Source organism: Scytonema sp. HK-05 (assembly GCF_963872035.1).
GTDB lineage: Bacteria > Cyanobacteriota > Cyanobacteriia > Cyanobacteriales > Nostocaceae > Kalymmatonema.
Genome location: NZ_CAWMYC010000098.1, coordinates 65,447 through 87,168 on the forward strand (window position 1 = coordinate 65,447; position 21,722 = coordinate 87,168).

Consider the following 21,722-nt stretch of genomic DNA (forward strand, 5'->3'; position numbering starts at 1 on the left):
GCTGCTGTTGCTCATGTGTGGTTTATCTTCATTTCATGGGTTGGAGTAAACTCTATTGCTTGTGTATGAAAGCCAAGCGTTTACGTTGTATTACCCACTTTCTGCAAACTTCTGTAGCAAGTTGTATCTCTTTGTCCGTTAAAAGTTCATCAGGTTTGCCAGACACTAAAATCCTAGCAACTTCTGCTGCCTTGTGGTATTCCACACCATGTCTGACTAATTCTGTATGCAAAAATTCCTCTTTCTCCCTAAGCGACATAAATAACCTTTGGTGCATTAATTCTTCAAAATAATAGATGTGATACATTTCACAATTTAAATATTTACAAGCCTCCAAAGGCTTAACTTCTTACCTTGGGAAGATATACAAACTTTTTAAGAATGATTTAATACCCTAATTGACGCAAGTTTGGTAAGAATGTTTCTGGTTACAGGTACTTAAAGCAGTTTAAAAATAAGGTCAAAAACGAAGTATTGACTAATTCATCCGTCGGTAGGTTTATACCCAATGGTTAGCTGTACTACAGTTGCAGTTGTGATCAGCCGTCTAGATTGGAGGATGCATGCCGCAATACTTTGGAAAACTGCCCACAACTGACCAACCTTGGACAACTATTGGGACAGTGCAAGCCGTACATTGGGATGAACGCACTATCAACTTTGAGTGTGGTGACTCACGCGTAGCCATCAGTGTGCTAGCACCAAATTTAGTTCGTGTACGGATGTCACCTAATGGCGAATTCACAAGCCGCCGTCCTTGGGCGATCGCACTGGATGATGCAGAATGGGCAGTCATACCCTTCCAGGTGCGGGAAACTGACGCAACAGTAGAAATTGAAACAGAGCAAATACGTGTGAGTGTACAACGGCAAAATTGCCGTATCACCTGCTTCGACAAATCTGGTCGTCCCTTTGCCCAAGATGCAGATTTAGGTATGGGTTGGCGCTTAGGTGCAGTTGCTGCATGGAAACACATTGAAGCCGAAGAGCATTTCTACGGCTTTGGGGAACGCACAGGCTTTCTTGACAAACTCAGCGAAGTCAAAACGAATTGGACAGTTGATGCCTTAGATTACGGTTCCCTGACTGATGAAATGTACCAGGCAATTCCATTTTTTATTGCCTTGCGTCCTGATCTAAGTTACGGTATTTTGTTCAACACAACGTTTTGGAGTCAGTTCGACATTGGTGCAGAGAAACCAGGTGTCTGGAAAATGGAAACTCGCGGCGGCGAGTTGGACTACTACATCATCTATGGTCCTGAACCTGCGGAAATTCTCCGCACCTACACCCAGCTCACTGGTAAAATGCCGTTACCGCCGAAGTGGTCGCTTGGCTATCATCAATGTCGTTGGAGTTATGAGTCGGAAATCGTTGTGCGTGAACTGGCGCAGGAATTCCGCGATCGCCGCATTCCCTGCGATGTTATCCACCTCGATATTGACTATATGCGGGGCTATCGCGTGTTTACCTGGAGTCCCAAACGCTTTCCCGACGCTGCAAAACTGATCGGTGACTTGGCGCAAGATGGCTTTAAGGCAGTGACAATTATCGATCCAGGTGTAAAGTACGAACCAGAAGCCAACTATCACGTTTTTGAGCAAGGCATAGAAAACGACTATTTTGTGCGTCAAGCCGATGGACGATTATTTCATGGCTACGTATGGCCTGAAAAATCCGTTTTTCCTGATTTTCTGCGTTCCGATGTGCGTCAGTGGTGGGGCGATTTACACAAAACCCTGACAGATATTGGTATTGCAGGAATTTGGAATGATATGAACGAACCAGCCATTGACGATCGCCCTTTTGGGGATGGTGGTAATAAAATTTGGTTTCCTCTGGATGCACCGCAAGGAGGAGATGGGGGAGATGAGGGAGTAAAATCTTCCTCATCCTCCTCATCTAAGGAAAGGGCGACTCATGCAGAGGTGCATAATCTGTACGGTTTGTCAATGGCACAAGCTTCTGCGGAGGGTTTGCAACGACTGCGCCGAAATGAGCGTTCTTTTGTGCTAACTCGTTCTGGTTTTGCAGGAGTGCAGCGGTGGTCGTCGGTGTGGATGGGCGATAATCAGTCGTTGTGGGAACATTTAGAAATGTCCCTGCCAATGCTGTGTAACATGGGACTTTCTGGTGTAGCGTTTGTGGGTTGCGATATCGGCGGATTTGCTGGTAATGCCACAGCTGAATTATTCGCGCGGTGGATGCAGGTAGGAATGCTGTACCCCTTGATGCGGGGTCACTCGGCAATGAGTACAGCTCGTCATGAGCCGTGGGTGTTTGGGGAGCGCACGGAGAAAATCTGTAGAGAATACATCAATCTGCGTTACCAGTTGCTGCCATACATTTACACCCTCTTTTGGGAAGCAGCAACAACAGGAGCGCCCATTCTAAGACCATTACTCTACCATTTCCCCAACGATCCCACAACCTACACACTCTACGACCAAGTTTTACTCGGTCCGTCCCTGATGGCTGCACCAATTTACCGTGCTGGAATTGAGCATCGCGCCGTCTACTTACCCGAAGGGACTTGGTATGACTGGTGGACTGGTGAGAGTTACTCTGGTTCGGTTCATATCCTCGCTCATGCACCCTTGGAAAAAATGCCTCTTTATGTGCGTGCTGGTGCGATTATCCCCATGCAACCTGTCATGCAATATGTTGATGAACATCCACTTGAGCAGCTACGGCTACGTGTTTTCCCTGGTACTGGTGAATTTACACTTTACGAAGACGATGGACATACATTTGAGTATCAAAAAGGAGCTTTTACAACTACAAAATACCGTGTTTCGTCCAATGGGGAACAAACAATTGTAGAAATTGAAGCGCGAGAGGGAGAATGGATACCATCGCCGCGTGGGGTGATTGTTGAAGTTGTGGGAGTTGGTGAGCAGCAATTTCAAGACGATGGGAAACCACGTACTTTGAAGTTTTGAAGACAGTTATGAGTTATGGGTCATTAAACAAGAGTGCAAAAGTCAATTGAATGAAAATAAAACCACAGATGTAGGCGTAAGCCGCTAGTAAGAGGCTCAGATCTTGCATCATTCTCAACAAGAGCCAGAGGCTCTAATATCTCGTTACCAGGTTGAACCTGGTAACGAGGGTTTGGAGGCTCAGCCGACTCACTGTTGCAACTCGAGGCTTGATCTTAGTAAAGCGGAATGAGTGCAATTCGTCTATTAGTCATTCGTCAAAAGTATTTTACTAATGACTTTTGACTTTAATTAACTCACCGCATCTTTTACCTCGCGCTTTTTCAGAAAATTGGACATGAATGGTCGCTCAAAGACCAAGTAAAACGGGTAGGCAATTAGTAACGACAGTGGCACAGCTACCAGATAAAATGTAGCTATAAAGTTAATTGGTGGCAATTGAAGATTAAGAAGGAAATTACCCACCACAGTGACTACGACTCCATGAGTCAGATATAAACTGTAGGAAAATCCTCCCAGTGCAACTGCCCAACGATTCTCAAATAACTGCAAAACTGGAGGTACTTTTTTACCTTCAACTATTACTTTCGTGCAGTACATCAGTAGACAGGCTGTTGCCAAACCACAAAAACTATCACCAATCCACCTGTCTAATCCTAGTGCTTGCCACTCGGTTATCAGCGCAACAACAAAGAATATAGGAGCCAGCACACCCCAAGGTAACGATTTTCTCATTGCTGTTAACTGCGGTTTTTGAGAAAATCCAATATCTGCTGCTGCCATTCCTAAGGCAAATAAGCCGAGAAACCAAGAATGAGCTGGTTCCAAAAATCCATTCAGGAGATATATCGGTGCTAAGGCAATTGAAAAGGCAGAAATAATAGCCGAAAATAAGCCGAAACGCCGCCATATAGGTAGCAGTAATAGTGGAAAGAAAAAGTATATCTGCCACTCAGTGGCAACACTCCACATAGGTGCATTAATAGAAGGAAGTGTGTCGCGACTAAGATTGTGAATGAGTAGCAAGTGGGTGATGACATCAATAGGGGAAAAGAAAGGATGAAATTCTCCATATTGTGGAGATTCATGCCATTGAAAATGGAAAAATTTAATCAGCCCTAATACGATGATTGCTATAACCAGACTAAAAAGAAGAGCCGCATAGTAAGGGGGCAAAATTCTACGCGATCGCCGTTGAATATAATCCCACAAGCCTCTTGAAAGATAACCGCTTTGCGAACGCGCTACCGGTAGCATGAGAACGTAACCGGAAAGCACAATGAAAACTGCTACAGCAAAATTCCCATATCTTAGAGTTTTACCTATTAATTGCAAAAATACAGGCTCTTGCCCCATGTATCGATTTATATGAACTATCACCACATACAGAGCTGCCAACCCACGTAAGCCATCTAAGTAATGAAGACGCAACCTCTGTTCGGTAGATTTTTCTGATTTCAATATTTGCATTGAATGACTCTAGCCACTAATTTCATATTTGCTTAACAATCGACTTGCCAATCTAATAAGCAGTTGGTTAGTAGATTGTGTATTTAATAAAGTAAAAAAAACTTTGATAAGTATTTGATAAGTAACTGTAAAGGTGTAAGAAAGAATCATGAATTTTTTTTTAATTCTGATTTCAAATGTTCTTCTACGTATTTTTGTAGACATCCTTGATACATAAGTATCAAGAATGGTATTCATTAACTCATGCCTAAGTAATAATTCGTAATTGATGAATTCAAACTGAATTACCAAGAACAAATTACCTATTCCTAACAAGAATTCACATCGTTGTTGGTTACAGCGCTTTTCATTTCCATAGACCACAAAGAGCGATGGTAAGGGCACAGCAATGCTGTGCCCCTACAACCAACCTGTGTTCTACCCAATAGAAAACTGCTGTAAGTAATTGCTTCCAAAGCAAATTTGCTTGAAAATCGGTCTTGTTGCTTAGATCTCTACCAGCCCTAACAAGACAATCTATGACCTTAATTCTCACCAACGACGACGGTATCGACGCTCCCGGTATTCAAGCGTTGCGCAAAGCTGTCAATGGTAAAGAAATAATTATCGCTGCTCCTCGCGACCATCTTTCTGGCTGTGGACATCAAGTCACCACGACTGGAGCAATTCATGTCGAGCAACGCTCCCAGAACGAATATGCTATTGCAGGTACTCCCGCCGATTGTGTCAGAATTGCTTCAACACATATTTGCAAAAATATCCAATTTGTGCTGTCTGGGGTCAATGCTGGAGGCAATATGGGCGTGGATGCTTACATTTCCGGTACTGTCGCCGCCGTACGGGAAGCAGCGATACACGGCATTCCTGGGATTGCAGTTTCCCACTATCGCAAACGCCAGTTGAATGTTGATTGGGATGTTGTAGCACGGTGGACGAGTTCTGTTTTAGCTGACTTACTCAACCGTTCTCTGGAACCAGGAACTTTCTGGAATGTGAATTTGCCTCATCTGCTTCCAGGAGAACCCGATCCAGAAGTTGTGTTTTGCCAACCCTCTACCAAACCGTTGCCCGTCAATTACCGGATTGAGGGCAATAACTTTTATTATGAAGGAGAATATGCCAAGCGCGATCGCACTCCAGGCAGCGATGTTGATGTCTGTTTTTCAGGGAAAATAGCTGTTACGAAACTGAGGGTATGAAACGGTTTAATTCAGGGATTTCCAACAAATAAATTATCCCCTAACAGTGGGGTGGGCATCTTAGTGCCCCCATCCCACAAGAAAAAATTGGATATTTTTTAAGAAAGGAAGCCCCTATAGTTCCGTTTCATTCAGATGGTTCTTCAATCATTGCCATCAAGCGCTCTAAACTTTGTGTCAGTTGGGTGAGTTTTTGAAGAGAATCATCTTGGGTTTCAGCAAGAGTCTGCACGGCATCACACAAAGCAAGGATTTGATATCCTTGCTGCTGTAATTGCTTTCCTTGTTCTTCAACTTGTGAACTGAGAGTATCGACTCTTTCAGCCAGACGTTCAATCGTCTCAGTGGTTGCAAGTACTGCTTCCCCGATTTGTTCAACAATCGATTCCAAGCGACTAACTTTAACTCCAACTTCTGCTACAACCATTTTTTTAGCACCCCCATTTCAGATTCATTACAGTAGAATTACTGTTATTTTTGAACAGGTGAATATAAGCAGCAGTGCCAAATAGCGACTGCCATCTTAAGACTATGTGTAGACGCCTTTTTAAGAACGCCTGACCGAAAAAAAGAACTCAGGACTCAGAACTCAGGATTCAGAATAAAGAACGGTAGGATACAAGCCCCCAACTCCGTTATGGGATATGAAAAAGAGACGATGGATTTTGCCGTTTGTTTGCATAAGCCAGGTATAAGTTTAGCTTTCCAACTGATGGACTGAGTTGGTAGCAGATCCTAACACACTTGTTTTCAATCGTCACATTTATACTGTTTTCTCATCTTTCATAAGATATATTTATTCTGCTTTAACTTAAATTTATAAAAAATGATGATCCCAGGAACTCTGATGAAGATTCGGTGAAAGTACGGGAGAGCTTGATTTCCTTTTGAGAAGCTAAGTCTATATTCAAGTTAATGCTACGTAATAATACGTTGTTCATTGAATAATTGGCTTAACGATGTACGAAATATCCTCGCGCACGACTGTTATTGAAGGTGCAACTACCGATACTTGGGAATTGCTACTGACTCCTCACGCCTCAGTAAATTCTAAATTTAAACGATTTTTGGACATTGTGGGGAGCTTGGTAGGACTATTAATTTTCGCTATTTTGTTTGTGCCAATAGCGATCGCTATTAAAATCGACAGTCCTGGTCCAATTTTCTTCACACAGGAACGCTATGGTCTCAACGGACTCCCATTTCGTATCCGTAAATTCCGCTCTATGGTTTCTGACGCGGAGAAGTTAAAATCTTTAGTTCAGAACGAAGTCAACGGATTAATCTTTAAAAATAAGAGTGACTTTCGAGTCACAAAGGTCGGGCGCTTCTTAAGAAGTACAAGCCTAGATGAACTCCCACAGTTTTGGAACGTTCTGGTAGGCGAAATGAGCTTAGTAGGCACACGCCCACCGACAGCAGATGAAGTTGTTCACTACAATCAACGTCACTGGCAACGTTTAAATGTTAAACCAGGTTTGACTGGCGAGTGGCAAGTTAACGGTCGTTCTCATATCAAAGATTTTGAGCAAGTCGTTGACTTAGACTTGCAGTATCAGAAGAAATGGTATCCAATGTACGACGTGTTATTAATTGTGAAGACATTCTTCATGATTCTTGGTCGAGTCGGAGCTTTCTAACCACGTGATTAATAGTGTTAAATTATCAGTTATCAGTTATTATCCACAATCGAGTTCAATAACCTTCTTTTGGAAAAGTCCGCCGACGCGGGCTTTGTTTATTTACACCAGATTTTTATAACTAATGCAATAATTCCTCTACCTGATGCTGGCTCCATAAAGTTCTATAAAGCCCTGGTTGCTGCAAAAGTTCTATCTGCGTACCTGTCTGAACTATTTTACCCTTGTCCATTACTAAAATTCGGTCAGCCGCTGCCGCAGCAGAGAGTTGATGAGTGATGAAAACGACTGTTTTTCGTTGCTTACCACCAGAGAGATTTCTCAAAATCGCTGTCGCTGTTTGATTATCTACGCTGGAAAGAGCATCATCCAAAATTAACACAGGAGCATCAACGAGCATTGCTCTAGCCAAAGCAGTACGTTGCCTTTGACCGCCAGAAAGAGTAATGCCGCGTTCCCCAACGATGGTTTCATAATTTTGGGGAAAATAGGTAATTTCTTGGTGAATTTGCGCCATCTTGGCAGCGTATTCTACCTCTTGTTGTTCGCTAACGGGGTCGCCGTAGCGGATGTTATTTTTAATTGTTGTACTAAAGAGAAAGCTATCTTGAGGGACATAGGCGATCGCACTCCTTAAATCCGCCAAGGCGATTTTGGTAATGTCCACGCCATCTAAAAATAACTGTCCTGGTTCAATATCCAACAGTCTTGGCACAGCATTTGCCAAAGTTGATTTCCCCGAACCAATAGCGCCCACAATTGCCACCGTTTCCCCAGGAGCTATGGTAAAGTTTACGTCTTCTAGCGCGGGAGTGGTGGAACCAGGGTAGGTGTAACTGAGGTTTTTTGCTCTGAGTTCTCCTTTAACCTGTTCTCGTGGCAGATGAATAACATCTGATGCATCTTTAATTTTAGGTTTGACACTAAGAATTGCTTCAAGGCGGTCAATGCTCACTTCACCCCGTTGGTAGGTAGTAATCGTAAATCCTAACAGAGCTGTGGGGAAAACCAGACGCTCTACGTAAAGCAGGAGTGCGATAAAATCACCAACAGCAAGGCTTCCATTGACTATCCGCGTCGCTCCCAGCCAGATGATGATAAAAGAACTCACTGTGGCTAGCCCACCAATCAGTGGAAACAGTGTGTTGCGACTTTTTGCCAGTTTTAAATTAGCCTGCAATAGCTGCCGATTGTTGCTAGCAAAGGCACGGCGCTCGTTTTCTTCTTGAGAGTAAATTTTTATTAAGGCAATACCGCTGACATCCTCTTGAATCAGTTCGCTGATGTCGGAGAGTCTTTCCTGCACACCTAACTGTTCGCTGCGTAAGCGATCGCTAAACAAATGCACCAAGAAAAACATTACAGGATACACTGCCAGTGAAGCTAATGTCAGATCCACGCTGAGCGACAGCATGACTGGTAGGGTAAGAACGTAGGCGAATATCGTATTTGCTATACTCAGGACTGCAAAACCTAACAGACGCCGGATATTGTCCACATCACTCGTCGCCCGACTAATCAAATCGCCTACGGTATTGCTGGCAAAATAGGACGGTTCCAGTGTCAGCAAGTGTCCAAAAATCCGTTGTTTTAGGTCAAATTCCACCTGACGCCCTACGCCAAACAGCCAAATCCGGGAAGCCATCCGGATCAGCCACATGGCTGAACTAAACAATACAATTTGTAATACAAGATTTCTAACTTGATTTAAGCTGAATTCTATTGAGAGTTGGTCAACGCAAGCGCGAATCAACAGAGGGATGTAAACACCCAACCCATTAACAATCAACAAGGCGATAATGCCTAGTGTCACCTCCCGCCAATGGGGGCGCAGGTATGCAAAGAGTGTAGCCAGCCGTCGTGATTTTGCCATTGAAGCAATTACTTAAGAAGAACGCAGAACGCAGAACGCAGTAGTCAGAATATTCCCACGGATGGAATCCAAAACAGAAGTTGCCAGTCCTTGTTTCCTTTCAAGCAAACTTCGGGGGGATTTAATTACCAAAGGTTTCTTGGTCTCCACGGAAGTTGCCAAGGGCTTTATACCAATACTCTCCACCCGGTTGTCAGAAGTTATACCGAGCAACGTATGAGAGTTTTTTATTCTAGGTTCTGACAACTGTGTTCTGAGTTCAATCCTGGTAACTTTTCAATATTAGACTAAGCTAAAGCCGAGGTGTCTTCATACTACAGGTGCAAAAAGCAACTCATGACTCAAAAATAAGGTCAGCCACGACAGTATACCGTGCTGACCTTGTGATAACTCATTTTCTAGCTCAACGCCTATCTACCCACGTAAGAAACCGGAAATATAGGTGAGATAACTTTCCCACACTCGCGTTGTTTGTTGCAGTGCTTCCGCATTAGGTACAAAGTCTTCCAGTCGCAACCCTCGTCTGCGAATGTCAGTTACAGTCGTTTGCGCCAGGTATGGTGTCATACTGACGTCGGCTACAGTATTGTCTTGCCTCAATGCCACAAGCGTCCCAGATGTTGGCACGGTTGGTCCTATGGACGATGCAAGCCGCCCTTGGACAATGTCAAGACTAGCTATGGATGGCTCGCCCAGCATTGCTACAGGTGAACGCTCCAGGAAATAAGCAAAAGCTGGTGTACTTGCCAACAACAAAATTGTCAGCGCCCAACCTATTAAATATCCTCCTGGTGCGTCCATTCCCCCTCCACCTTTTATCCTCTGTGCCGCAAAAATCATCAGTAAAATCGCTGCTCCCAGAGGTTTGAGCGGAAAAGATATCACATTCCACAAGGAGGCGACAGCTGGCTCCCTGGGATTGATAAACGACAGCAAGACGACGACGAACAGAATGACTAAGAATAATCGTGCGACGTAATTTCCTGAGGGAAAGAATCTCTGGAACAAAGAGTATAAGATTGTTCCAACAAGCAGCCACAGTAATACCCGGCTTAACAGTACAAATGTCATAGATTGACTCTCAAAGCTTCATTTTGCGGTCAGCCTACAGGTTTTGGGGCAGTGGGGTTATTGTATCGTCAAATTGTAATCGTACTGTTACCTGACTTCAAATACCTCACACCCTCACACCACGACAACCATCGTAGTGATTTTAGAGCAATTTCTTACAACTGCATCCACAATCTGTAATTTTCCAGATCAGTAATCTGCCTCCCGTAAATTAAATTAATTTAGTAGTTGTCAAGTCAAAAGGAAAAAATATGTCGCCTGGAAAACCCACCATTTTGGTGACAGGGGGAGCTGGATACATCGGTTCGCACACAGTGCTTGCTCTGAAGCAGGCTGGTTTTGACGTGATAATACTCGATAATCTGGTGTATGGGCACCGCGATTTGGTAGAAAAAGTTTTACAAGTAGAACTTGTGGTAGGAGACACAGGCGATCGCGCGCTATTGGATGACCTATTCAAAACGCACGATGTAGCCGCTGTCATCCACTTTTCGGCATACGCTTACGTGGGGGAATCGGTTAGCGACCCTGCGAAGTACTACCGCAACAACGTTCTCGGCACCTTGACCCTGTTAGAAGCCATGCTAGCAGCGTCTGTTAAGAATTTTGTATTTTCTTCTACTTGTGCAACATATGGGGTGCCTGAAGTTGTGCCAATTCCGGAAGACCATCCCCAGAATCCGATTAACCCTTATGGCGCGACTAAGCTGATGGTAGAACGGATTCTATCTGACTTTGATGTTGCCTACGGTTTCAAGTCGGTGCGGTTTCGCTATTTCAACGCTGCTGGTGCTGATCCCAATGGTAGGCTTGGCGAAGACCATAACCCAGAAACCCATTTGATTCCCCTTGTGTTGCAGACAGCGTTAGGTAAGCGCGAATCTATTTCCGTGTTCGGCACTGATTACCCCACGCCTGATGGGACGTGCATTCGGGATTATATTCATGTTAGCGACTTAGCAGACGCTCACGTTTTGGGATTGGAGTATTTGCTCAAAGGCGGTGACAGCGAAGTTTTTAATTTAGGAAATGGTAACGGCTTCTCAGTCAAAGAAGTTATTGAAACTGCAAAGCAAGTTACAGGAAAAGATATCAAAGTCGTAGAGTGCGATCGCCGTCCTGGCGATCCACCAGCACTGATTGGTAGTGGGGACAAAGCCAAAAAAATCCTCGGCTGGCATCCACAATACTCTTCTCTCAAGGAGATTATCACTCACGCTTGGCAGTGGCACCAGAGTCGCCACCAGTAAGGAGTAGGCGCAGTAGAGGGTATTTGTGATAATTCCATACTGTAGAGACGTGCCATGGCGAGCCAGCGCTATGCAGGAGGGGAGCCACTGCGTTGCCGGGGTTGCCCCGGTTGTAGCAAGTGGCGTTCTCCCGACCTACTAGGTGGCTGGTGAGTAAGCGTCCTGTTGGCGTAGCCTGCCCGCAGGGCGAATGAGGGTTTCCCGCGCCCTGGGAACTGGCGTGCCTCTGTGCATGAGGAGCTACGCTAAGGCGCAGCCTCAAGGCGAGGAGATACCCGTGCCTCTTGCTCCCTTCGGGAGAGCTTCGCTAACAGAGGAGCTGAGTGCCAAAGGCACACGCAAAGCGCGTTGGCGGAGCCTGCGCTTTGCGCTTACGCTAACGCCCTTGGCGTGCCACAGGCATAGGGCGTCACGTCTCTACATTGTCGTGCCTAAAACCTACCTCCTCTTGACCATTCGCAGTACCCCAAAGAAAACACCCACCGCTAAAAGACCTGATAGGGCGATCGCCCAAAGTGGTATTCCCTGTGTTTGCTCCTCTGTTACGTTTTCTAGATTTTGATTGACATTTTGTACTTTTGCTGATTCTTGAGTTGATGCTGAACCCGCTGCTACTGTCACCGCAAACTTTAACTCAAATGGTTGGAAACTCCTTCCGTCTTTCGGTTTGCCACTTAGCTGTAGCTGATAGGCTCCTGGTCTGGGAAAGGTAATTTCAGTACCAGGTATGCCTTGATACCGTTCTGCGGTAACAGGTTGTAAGGGTGGTTCGAGGAGTGGTGGTTCCTTAGGTGAGTGAGGTTCAGCGTAAACAACTAATTGACAATTACACTCTGCTAAAGGGATAGCTTTTCCACCTTTACGAGTCAGGGCAAACCAAGTTTTTGTCGCTTCCCCAGCGCGGGGATTATCATTTGGTTCTAGATGTAAGGTTGCGCCAACATCTGCTGCAGTCGTTACTTTATGGGCAGAGGCGATCAGAGTGTTTGTTGTAAATATTACTAAAATCGCTAGTAATATTATCGATTGAAACAACCTCACCCCCCTCCTCTCCGCAAGCAGAGAGGGGGGAGTACTTTTTCCCCTTCTCGCTTGCAGGGAGGGGTTAACAGAGGCGGGAGTACTTTTTCCCCTCCTCGCTTGCGGGGAGGGGTTAGGGGTGGGGTTACGTCTTTTTTGGGGGAACATAAAATTTCTGTAAAGATAACATTGACCAAAAAAAGCGCCAACGCACCAGCAACACAGTCAGCGTCACAAATCCCAAAAACACTGCTGCTAATTTATTCCCCCAACCAGATTGAAAAGAACCTAAGTAGTGGGAGCCAATAATCACAGCATGAATGGAGCTTAACAGCAAAGCGGGTAAGCTGAATAGATGAATGAATCGCCAGCGCTTGCCCAATGACTTCTGCAAGGAATCAAAACTGGTGAGGGCTGCGGGAGTCATTAATACCAGTGCTACAGCACCCAAAGCCATGCCCAACTGAAACTCTGGCGGTAAGAAAAAGAAAGCTGCAAAATTCCATTGCAGGGAATGTTCCATCATATGGGTGGTGTGAGCACAAGACAGCACAAAAGCGCCTACTCCCAACGCACGACGGTAACGCAAAAGTGCGGCATACAAGCTGCTGATGGGGCGAGCAACAAGCGCCAGGATTAAACAGATTAACGCAGCGTGCCCAGTGTAATCTACCATTGTGTCACCAGTCCGCAGCAGCGTTAGCACGCCGATGGTGAGAGTCACCCAGCCACCCAAGCGAAACAATTGACTGCGCCTGTCTTTACTGACTAACGATGTAGACACACCTACACCTAACATTGTAGGCAGAGTTCCTAAGCCAAAAGCCAGCATTGTTGCAGCACCCATCCAGCAATTGCCAGTTTCCGCAGCTTTAATTTGGGCAGCATACAAAAAACCACAGGGCATTAAACCCCAAGTCATACCCAAAAGCGCTGGTGTCCACCATTTAGTTTGTAGAGAAAGCTTCACCATTCCCTGACTGAGGGAGCTGTGTAGACGAGTTTGCATCAGAGGGTGTAGCAATGGAATTCTAGGCAGAAAGTCGGGTTTTATTTGTCCAATCCCAAACCAAATCAGCAGAACACCAGTAATTATGGCTATCCATTGGCGTAATTCGCTACCAATTCCCGCCATTTGTCCACTGGCGAGCAACACTGAACCCAATGCCCCAATACCAGCACCCACGAGAACATAGCTTAACATTCGCCCCAAGTTCAGGAGTGCGTGAAACTGCAATTGCTGTCGCCAATGGCAATCCTGCTTGTCAGACAGAGAAAACGCCACCGCCAAAGGACCACACATCCCAAAGCAATGTCCAAAACTTCCCAAGAACCCCAGAGCCATGATGAGCAACAAATGTAGCATCAGTCATTAAAAATTAAATAAATGACAACAATTAAGAATGAAAAATATAACTCATTAAAAATACTATGCTTTTTATTGTATTGATGCGTTTTTGACTTAATTATCTCTAATATTTGTGGGTACTTTTTGCTGGAACTTCTATAATTGCGGTATCTTGAATGACTTTTCCGTTAGAAACTAAACTTTCATGACTGTTACTATTTAAACTAACAGTAATCCGGTTTTTACCAGGTGGTAAATTTTCCAGATAGTACCAATTACCATACAATCTGGCAATTTTTTGTCCATTCACATAAAGATGAGCGTGACCTTCTCCAGGTTTGGCAGGTGTATTGACGCTTAGGAGTGCGAAGCTAAAGTTAGTCACTTTTACCTCCAAATTCCATCCTTTATTAGCATCTGGATGCACAACCTCCGTTAACTGAGGGGACAGGTTGACCAGGAGCAATTTCCATTGTCTTATGATGATGAGTGCTATTACTATCTGGAGTATCACCTCGGGCTATTGCCATGTTCCCCAGTACTGTCAGGCAAATCAATGCAGTAGATGCTAAGAAAAGTCTTTGGAGCATTGCTCTTAATTTAAAAGTTTCATGGGAACTTTATATGAAGTGAGTTGTTCTGTCAAAAGACACGGTGTCAAACTTGGCGTTTGCGCTATCCTATGTCAGGAATACAGGAAGGTGACAAGGGGATAACCAATGAGGGGATTTTAATGAGAGATGTGAAAAAACGGTTTTGGCTGGTACTTTTGTTACTGGTGACAATAGTTGCCGTGGTTGTCACGAGCGCGTTTGTTAAGCAGCATGGAGAGTCAGTCATTTACAGTATTAGAGTTGACAATTCCCTCACTGCAAATCAAGACACAAAGACACCAAAAGGGAAAGATGTAAAGACAACCAAAGGCAAAGATACGCAGACAGAAAATTCTGCCACGTCTTTGCGTCCCCGTATCCCTGCTTCCTTACAAGTTTCTGGTGATCAGCTTTTCGCCCACGTTCAAAGGTTAAATTTTACACGCCAAACTCCAGCCGAGCGATCGCGGACTCGCGCTTACATCACAACCGAACTGAAAAAATTGGGCTGGAAACCTCAGCTAGAGAAGTTTGAAGATGGTGTCAACGTCTTTGCCCAAAGACTGGGAACTGATAAAAATGCCGGAGCAATTCTCGTGGGAGCTCACTACGACACAGTCTACATCTCTCCTGGGGCTGATGACAATGCTAGTGGTGTTGCTGTAGTTTTGGAAATTGCCCGACTTCTTGGTTCGCGTCCCACTCCTAGAACGTTACAGCTCGCCTTTTTTGACAAGGAGGAAGCAGGGCTTTTAGGTAGTAAAGCTTTTGTGACAAACAAGAAACATCTGGAAAACCTCCAAGGCGTGATTGTCATGGATATGGTGGGTTATGCTTGTCACAGTCCTGGTTGTCAGAAATACCCCACGGGTTTACCAATGACTCCACCCAGTGATCAGGGTGACTTTTTGGCGGTGGTGGGCGATGCAGAACATTTACCACTGCTTCATGCTTTTCAAAATTCACAGATGCTTCCTCCAATCTCTTTTAATAAGGCAAGTACGGGGGATACGATTGAATCAATGCCACCTGTGCTAACACTGCCAATACCCCTCAAAGGCTTGCTGACACCTGATACTTTACGTAGCGACCACGCCCCATTTTGGTATCAAGGAGTCGGTGCAGTGCTGGTAACAGATACCGCAAATCTACGTACTCCTCACTACCACCAACCCAGCGATGTACCAGCAACTCTCGACCGCAAATTTTTTACCGGAGTAGCGCAGGTTGTCGTAAATACGACTAGTACGTTATTAGAAAACAGCGATGCCTTGGAACTCCACCCCTAACCCCTCCCCGGTGGCGGGCAGGGTTGGGTGAAACCATGACAAAACAGGACAACATCCCCCACGAGTACTCCTAATGGTTCCTCAGATATCTGTGGTGGGGGCATGCTCCCGGCGGTCATTCTCAATTATCCGTACTTGTTGACAAATAAACCCGCCTTTTTTGCAAAGTCTTGCGGGGGAAGCTTCCCCCGCAGAGCTTTGCGCCAAGGAAGTCCTGTTAAGTCTCGGAAAAATGTAGCGGCTATTTGATTATTAGGGTTTTGTGGATGCATGATGAGGAAATTTCATCCTCATATCATGTAACGCCCTTGTGAAGGATGCTCAAGCTTTACCAGCCTTCCCTGTTCCATCATGCGTTGTTCTACTGCCTGCCAATTTGGAAGTTCAGCACTTTCTTGATGCCAATGCACAAAGGATGCTTCGTCGCACCACAAAGTCAGCTTTGGCATGGGTCGACGGTGTGCCCCTGTATTACGGTAGGTTAGCATGGATGCTTTGTCTTGCCAGGCACTCAACGTCCAAAACTCGTTCGGTCGCCAGCGAAACTTAGCACTGAGCTTGCCGGATGCACGGTTTAGTTGAAATGTACTCAGTATAGTATGTAAGAGAAACGGCAGCTGATAAAGAGGTCTTCTCACTCGCGCACGTGTTGCAGATAGAAACACCATCTCTACTATCTCCTCTTCCTCAATTGCTTTCCACTACAGCTTAGAATTGGTAGCAAGTTTTTAGGGCTGGCTTACCATTAACTAAAGTTAAATAAAGACAGCACTTACCGAGTTCAGAATCCCAACAGAAAATTGGAATTCCACAACTGGATGATGCTTCTGTCACCACCTCTGATAAATCTCGAAAAGTCACATTCTTAAATGAATTTAATGCCGAAAGAGCTTCTGCAAGAATAAATAATAAACCTATTTCACTTAAACCTCTATTTTCCAGTGAAATGCTATTGCCAGACAACAATTCTTTTAGTTCAGACTCTGAGATATTCAATCCAAGGAGATAAATACCTTTCTGAATTTCGTGACTGTATAGAGTTTGAGATAATTTGGACATATTGTTGCCCTACCAAGAACTTCCATTATGGATAGTTGCTAAATCAAAACTCTGGGGATTATCCAAGCATCGGCTAAATAAATAGTTGGCGTTGCTGAATCAAGCTATGAATTTATAATTCATGGCTGTGTAGAGACGTGCCATGGCACGTCTCTACAAACAAGGATTGTGCATTTAACTACAAAAATGTGTACAAACATAATTCATAACCAAATTCAGCAACGCCAAATAATTGCTTGTGTCAATACGATTCAGTTAAAGCTAAAAACTCGAAACCAATTTGGTTGAGTTGAGGCACGAAACACAACATTATTAGGCATTTGTTGGGTTTCGCTTACGCTCAACCCAACCTACAATTCTTCTTAACTAAACCGTATTGGAGTTTATGTCAGTTAACCAGAGACCGAAAGTTCTGGAAGTCTTGGGACATTTGTGGTGTTAGACTGTTGCTTAGTAGAACCCTGAGTTTGTACGCCTAGAGGGGTTATATCCTCTATCCAAGGCTGTAGTTCACGTCGATACTGGTAGCTCTTGAACTCTTGGTGCATTTTTGCCACCTGAGTGTTAGTCGGCACACCTCTGGTTTTAAGCCAGTAACTAAGGGCGCTTAAACTAAACTTCGCTGATGAGGACAACAAGCTGAAGAGATTGTAGAGATTTCGCACAGCCAACACGCCCTTTAGCCCAAAGCCTTTCCACTGGAACATTATGTACCAGATGGCAAGGTAAAAGTAGGCATATGTCAGACTCGTAAAAATGTTATGGCGCTTAGGTTCAAGCTTTGCGTTTTCTAGATAATTGCCAAAGTGCTTAATCGTGGAGTAATGTCCAAGCAATTGATCGGCTCGGTAGGCATCCATCAACCCAATGTTGGCACCTCGATCAACTAGCTTGCTAAACTGCTCGTATACGTCAGAAATCACTCTTTTGCCAACACCAGCATTCTTCAAGTACGCACGAATATACTTCGGGTCTAAAAACCATTTGCCCACGTACATGGGTAGAATCAACCCGAAGAACCACATATACTCAAAGTAAATGCGCCAACTCATGATGCTGGCATGACCAAGATGCTTGGAGTGATTTTTCATGGCATGGTTAACCGTGCGTGTGTAAGCAAGATTGAAGCTGTTATAGAGAGCTCGCTTCTCCTCAGCGTCAGGTTCACCAGCCAGCTTAGCGCGGATGATTTCCGTTACACTTTCAATCTCAAACGAAATCATCGTTGTCCCCAAAGAATAGAAGGCGTCGAAAATGCAAGCCGCATCACCAAGCACATACCAGTTATCTGGGGAGAACATAACCTTGCTGCTGTGGGCAAGTCTTGGTAAGTAGTGAAAGTCAACATTTTCACCACTCGTTAGCAACTTATACAAGTTGGTATGATTTGCCTTCAGGAAAGCGTAAAACTTTTCCTGAGTGTTGATCTCAGAAGCAGGAATCACATCATGGTGCTGGACAATGCCAATTGATATTTCCTGAGTGTCCTTGTCTGTAGGAATCATCCACAGCCAGTGACCACAACCAAACCAGTGGTTGGTGGCATAGTAATGGCTGCAGGTGGCACCGAAGGGGTCATAACCGTCGTGGAAAATGGTTCTGTCCACATATTTGACGCGTACCCAAGCTGAGCCGGTGTTGACTCCAAAAAGATTTTCTGGTCCAAATAAGAGGTTGTCTGTCTTGTGTCCGATAATAAACTTACGACCCGAGCCATCGATGACATGTTTGGCTTTCAGTTCGATGTCCTCGTTGCTTAGCTTGACCTTGACTGTTTTTAGGGCATCCCCTGGGGTCAAATCTACATCAACCACGCGACCGTGGTAGAAGACAGCACCCATTTGTTTGTTCATCCTCAGTAAGTCCCGCTCAAATTTAGCGCGGTTCATTTGAAAAGTTTGAATGGGTGAGCGTCGATTGGACCAAACGTGGTAATGATCGTCGGTTGTCTCTGTTTTCGCCGGGTCTTTAGCCCAGTGAAAGTTCAGCCCAGATTTTGGAGGATGGTTTTCGACTAAGTACTCATGGAGACCCAATTCTTTAGACACAAAGAGCGTCGCAATTTCGACCATTGATTCACCAAGTTTGAGGTCTTTCTCTGTGCGCTCTTCTGGGCGAGGATCAATCAGTGCAATTCGGATATTTGGGATTTTAAGTAAGAGGTGCCGAGCTTGACAAACTCCTACAAAGCCTGCACCCATAATGACGACGTCGTATTCTAGCTGTTGAGTAGTATGCATTTACCGCTCCAGTTTTAATTTGTTAACAATCAATTTGCAAATCAGCTCTGTATCAAACGCTTAAATTTTTGCGTTGAGTAACTTTAGTGAAGGGGCTTGTTAGTTTCCAACCTCACACCTTGGCTGCAATTGCGCTCGATATCGATAGTTTTTGAACTCTTGCCGCATTTTAGCCACTTCAGTGTTAGTAGGCATATGCTTAGTCTCTTGCAAGTAAGCCTTCTCACTAAGAGCAGCATCTAATGCTCCCTTCAACAAACGGAAGAAGTTGTAGAGATGGCGTGGAGCCAGCACTCCCAAAAGACCAAAGCCTTTCCACTGGAAGAGGATGTACCAGATAGCAGTGTAAAAGTAAGTCTGTTTTAAGCTGGCGAAGATGTTGCAATGCTTGGGTTCAAATTTTGTGTTTTCCAAGTAGTCGCCCTGAGGCTTAACCGGAGTGTAGTTTCCAAACAATTGATCGGCTCGGTAGATATCTATCAACCCGATGTTGGCACCTCGGTCTACTAACTTGTTACACTGCTCGTATACTTCAGAAATCACTCTTTGTATACTAGGAGCTTTCTTCAGATACGCACGAATATACTTCGGGTCTAAAAACCATTTGCCTACATACATTGGCAAACTCAACCCAAAAATCCACATATGCTCCAAGTAGATGCGCCAACTCATGACGCTGGCGTGACCAAGTTGCTGCGCACGATGTTTCATGAGATGGTTGACTTGACGTGCGTAGGCGATACTGAAGTCGTTATAAGCAGAGCGCTTCTCCTCAGCATCTGGTTCAAGAGCCAGTTTGGCGCGGATGATTTCTGTGATGCTCTCAATGCCAAATGAAATCATCGTTGTCCCCGAAGAATAGAAGATATCGAAAGAGCAAGCTGCATCACCAAGCACATACCAGTTGTCCGGGGATAATATGACTTTACTGGTGTGAGTGATTCTTGGCAAGTAGTGAAAATCAAGTTTATCACCAGTGTTCAGCAGCTTATACAAGTTGGTATGATTTGCTTTCAGGAAGGCGTAAAATTTTTCCTGGGTGTTGATGTCACAAGCAGGAATCATATCATGGTGGTGAATGATACCAATCGAGATTTCCTCAGTGTACTTGTCTGTGGGAACCATCCACAGCCAGTGACCATAACCAAACCAATAATTGCCGGCATAGTAATGGCTGCAAGTTGCACTAAATGGGTCATAACCATTGTGGAAAATGTTACGGTCTACACCTTTGACACGTACCCAAGCTGAGCCAGTGTTCGCTCCATCAAGATTTTCTGGTTCAAACAGGAGGTTGTCTGTCTTGCGTCCGATAATAAACTTGCGACCTGCACTATCAATGATATGTTTGGCTTTCAGTTCGATGTTTTCGTTGCCCAGCTGGATCTTAACTGTTTTTAGGGCATCACCTGAAGTCAAATCTACGGCAACCACATGACCTTTATAGAAGCTAGCGCCCATCTCTTTGTTCATATGAAGCAAGTCTTGCTCAAATCTGGCGCTGTTTATTTGAGTGGAATCGAGTTCAGGTTGTCGATTGCACCAAATGTGATAGTAGTCATCTGTGCTCTGTGTTTGAGTTGGGTCTTTCGGCCAGTGGAAGTTTGAGCCAACTTTAGGCAGATGATTTTCAACTATATAATCATAAAGCCCCAGTTCTTTACTAAGCAAGAGTGTGCCAATTTCAATCATTGACTCGCCAGGTTTGAAGTCCTCTTCTAAGTCCTCTTCGAGACGGGGATCAATGAGGGCTACTCGAATATTTGGAATTTTGAGCAAGAGATGTCGGACTTGGCAGTTACCAGCAAATCCCGTGCCCAGGACTATGACGTCATATTCAGATACTTGAGTGGTGTACATTCATAACTCCATTTCTAATGGATTGAGTTTTTGTTGCAAAACTGTTGGTCAGTTCTTGAGGACATTCGCGTGAGCAATGCTCGCTGTGCATTGTGGTCGTTAATGCTCCAGATGTGAGGAGGGGAGACAAGGGAGAGAGGGAGAGAGAGAGGGAGTGAGGGTAAGATGTATGAACGCAAGTTGGTATTAGTAGGAATGTTTGGTCGCTATGGCTTGAGTAAGCTAGGTGTTTTGTACAACCAGCGCGACCATTCTTTCAGGACCTCGGGTGAGCGCGATTGGAAAGGTGAGAACTTTAAACTGACTACCAGAAACTGTCTCCTGAAACAAAACACAATCTTCTTCTGTTTGGGCGATCGCCAAATCGATATTCAAAGCATTCGTGGCTTTACGCAGGGCTTCTACCGCTGCCCAGATGCGCGTACCTGCGTGATCCAGCGAGTCGTTAACAGCTAGCAACTGTTGCATCAATGGCGAGCGAGCATAGCTTAGCAAAGCAGTCCATTCTTGCTGCGTTCTGTGTGTTATGGGGGCAATATCACAACCTTGTGATCCATAACCAGCAACACACAAGCAAAAACGGTCATCATGAGAAAGGGACACATTCACAGCTTTTTCTTCTAAGCCCTCAAGCACTGGTTTGCCTGAATTAAGCCATTTGATTTGAACCTGTTGGAAACCTGCAACCTGCAAGGGCATTGAATCCAATTGAGTAGCTGTGTAGTTGATTGTCTTGTCCTCAGCTTCGACTGAAGTTGGTAGCGATGTGTTCACCATTTAACACTTCTCCTTGCTGTTGAATGTTTGAAATACCTGTATTCAATAGGTTTATGCAGCTGCATAAAGACCACAGATGGAGGGTGGACAA

The 21,722-nt window shown here is 44.8% G+C and carries 19 protein-coding genes; 5 read left to right on the forward strand and 14 right to left on the reverse strand.

Annotated elements, in window-relative coordinates; genetic code table 11:
- Window positions 1-52: 52 nt before the first annotated feature.
- Window positions 53-307, reverse strand: coding sequence for a hypothetical protein (locus tag AACT52_RS16190; protein ID WP_337251601.1), 255 nt, complete (start codon window positions 305-307; stop codon window positions 53-55).
- Window positions 308-563: 256 nt separating this feature from the next.
- On the opposite strand from AACT52_RS16190, the gene AACT52_RS16195 reads away from it, so the two are divergent.
- On the forward strand, window positions 564-2,942 hold the full coding sequence (locus tag AACT52_RS16195) for a glycoside hydrolase family 31 protein (protein WP_073632217.1): 2,379 nt from the start codon (window positions 564-566) through the stop codon (window positions 2,940-2,942).
- Window positions 2,943-3,233: 291 nt separating this feature from the next.
- Here the strand turns inward: AACT52_RS16195 and AACT52_RS16200 are convergent, their stop codons facing one another.
- Window positions 3,234-4,412, reverse strand: coding sequence for an acyltransferase family protein (locus tag AACT52_RS16200; RefSeq protein ID WP_073632219.1), 1,179 nt, complete (start codon window positions 4,410-4,412; stop codon window positions 3,234-3,236).
- Between the two features lie 518 nt (window positions 4,413-4,930).
- On the opposite strand from AACT52_RS16200, the gene surE reads away from it, so the two are divergent.
- Window positions 4,931-5,611 (forward strand): 5'/3'-nucleotidase SurE, encoded by a 681-nt coding sequence (surE, locus tag AACT52_RS16205; protein ID WP_073632223.1) that lies wholly within the window; start codon window positions 4,931-4,933, stop codon window positions 5,609-5,611.
- Window positions 5,612-5,738: 127 nt separating this feature from the next.
- Here the strand turns inward: surE and AACT52_RS16210 are convergent, their stop codons facing one another.
- Window positions 5,739-6,038, reverse strand: a complete 300-nt coding sequence (locus AACT52_RS16210) for a hypothetical protein (protein ID WP_073632225.1) — start codon at window positions 6,036-6,038, stop codon at window positions 5,739-5,741.
- A gap of 532 nt (window positions 6,039-6,570) precedes the next feature.
- On the opposite strand from AACT52_RS16210, the gene AACT52_RS16215 reads away from it, so the two are divergent.
- A complete protein-coding gene (locus AACT52_RS16215) occupies window positions 6,571-7,251 on the forward strand; it encodes a sugar transferase (RefSeq protein WP_073632227.1) in 681 nt (226 codons plus the stop codon).
- Between the two features lie 121 nt (window positions 7,252-7,372).
- On the opposite strand, the gene AACT52_RS16220 is transcribed toward AACT52_RS16215, so the two are convergent.
- The gene (locus AACT52_RS16220) at window positions 7,373-9,124 is read right to left on the reverse strand and encodes an ABC transporter ATP-binding protein (RefSeq protein ID WP_073632229.1); all 1,752 of its coding nucleotides are present in this window, start codon (window positions 9,122-9,124) and stop codon (window positions 7,373-7,375) included.
- 414 nt (window positions 9,125-9,538) lie between these two features.
- Window positions 9,539-10,195 (reverse strand): hypothetical protein, encoded by a 657-nt coding sequence (locus AACT52_RS16225; RefSeq protein ID WP_073632231.1) that lies wholly within the window; start codon window positions 10,193-10,195, stop codon window positions 9,539-9,541.
- 251 nt (window positions 10,196-10,446) lie between these two features.
- Between AACT52_RS16225 and galE the strand changes: the two genes are divergently transcribed.
- Window positions 10,447-11,445, forward strand: a complete 999-nt coding sequence (gene galE, locus AACT52_RS16230) for a UDP-glucose 4-epimerase GalE (RefSeq protein ID WP_073632233.1) — start codon at window positions 10,447-10,449, stop codon at window positions 11,443-11,445.
- Window positions 11,446-11,883: 438 nt separating this feature from the next.
- Here galE and AACT52_RS16235 read toward each other — a convergent pair whose 3' ends face one another.
- The 4 genes from AACT52_RS16235 to AACT52_RS16250 form a co-directional block, all read right to left on the reverse strand.
- Window positions 11,884-12,480 carry a hypothetical protein gene (locus tag AACT52_RS16235; RefSeq protein ID WP_073632282.1) on the reverse strand — a complete coding sequence of 199 codons (597 nt, stop codon included), beginning with the start codon at window positions 12,478-12,480 and terminating at the stop codon, window positions 11,884-11,886.
- Between the two features lie 130 nt (window positions 12,481-12,610).
- On the reverse strand, window positions 12,611-13,831 hold the full coding sequence (locus tag AACT52_RS16240) for an urease accessory protein UreH domain-containing protein (RefSeq protein ID WP_073632235.1): 1,221 nt from the start codon (window positions 13,829-13,831) through the stop codon (window positions 12,611-12,613).
- A 106-nt stretch (window positions 13,832-13,937) separates the two neighbouring features.
- Window positions 13,938-14,198 (reverse strand): hypothetical protein, encoded by a 261-nt coding sequence (locus AACT52_RS16245; RefSeq protein ID WP_233153967.1) that lies wholly within the window; start codon window positions 14,196-14,198, stop codon window positions 13,938-13,940.
- Between the two features lie 25 nt (window positions 14,199-14,223).
- Entirely contained in the window at window positions 14,224-14,403 is a 180-nt protein-coding gene (locus AACT52_RS16250) for a hypothetical protein (RefSeq protein WP_233153968.1), read from the reverse strand.
- A gap of 143 nt (window positions 14,404-14,546) precedes the next feature.
- Between AACT52_RS16250 and AACT52_RS16255 the strand changes: the two genes are divergently transcribed.
- A complete protein-coding gene (locus AACT52_RS16255) occupies window positions 14,547-15,695 on the forward strand; it encodes a M28 family peptidase (RefSeq protein WP_198940939.1) in 1,149 nt (382 codons plus the stop codon).
- Between the two features lie 290 nt (window positions 15,696-15,985).
- On the opposite strand, the gene AACT52_RS16260 is transcribed toward AACT52_RS16255, so the two are convergent.
- From AACT52_RS16260 to AACT52_RS16280, 5 genes are all read right to left on the reverse strand, one after another.
- On the reverse strand, window positions 15,986-16,363 hold the full coding sequence (locus tag AACT52_RS16260) for a hypothetical protein (RefSeq protein ID WP_073632237.1): 378 nt from the start codon (window positions 16,361-16,363) through the stop codon (window positions 15,986-15,988).
- Between the two features lie 40 nt (window positions 16,364-16,403).
- A complete protein-coding gene (locus tag AACT52_RS16265; protein ID WP_073632239.1) occupies window positions 16,404-16,754 on the reverse strand; it encodes a hypothetical protein in 351 nt (116 codons plus the stop codon).
- A gap of 392 nt (window positions 16,755-17,146) precedes the next feature.
- Window positions 17,147-18,994 (reverse strand): NAD(P)/FAD-dependent oxidoreductase, encoded by a 1,848-nt coding sequence (locus tag AACT52_RS16270; protein ID WP_073632241.1) that lies wholly within the window; start codon window positions 18,992-18,994, stop codon window positions 17,147-17,149.
- A gap of 99 nt (window positions 18,995-19,093) precedes the next feature.
- The gene (locus AACT52_RS16275) at window positions 19,094-20,854 is read right to left on the reverse strand and encodes an NAD(P)/FAD-dependent oxidoreductase (RefSeq protein ID WP_073632243.1); all 1,761 of its coding nucleotides are present in this window, start codon (window positions 20,852-20,854) and stop codon (window positions 19,094-19,096) included.
- Between the two features lie 222 nt (window positions 20,855-21,076).
- Window positions 21,077-21,631 (reverse strand): hypothetical protein, encoded by a 555-nt coding sequence (locus AACT52_RS16280; RefSeq protein WP_073632245.1) that lies wholly within the window; start codon window positions 21,629-21,631, stop codon window positions 21,077-21,079.
- Window positions 21,632-21,722 lie beyond the last annotated feature (91 nt).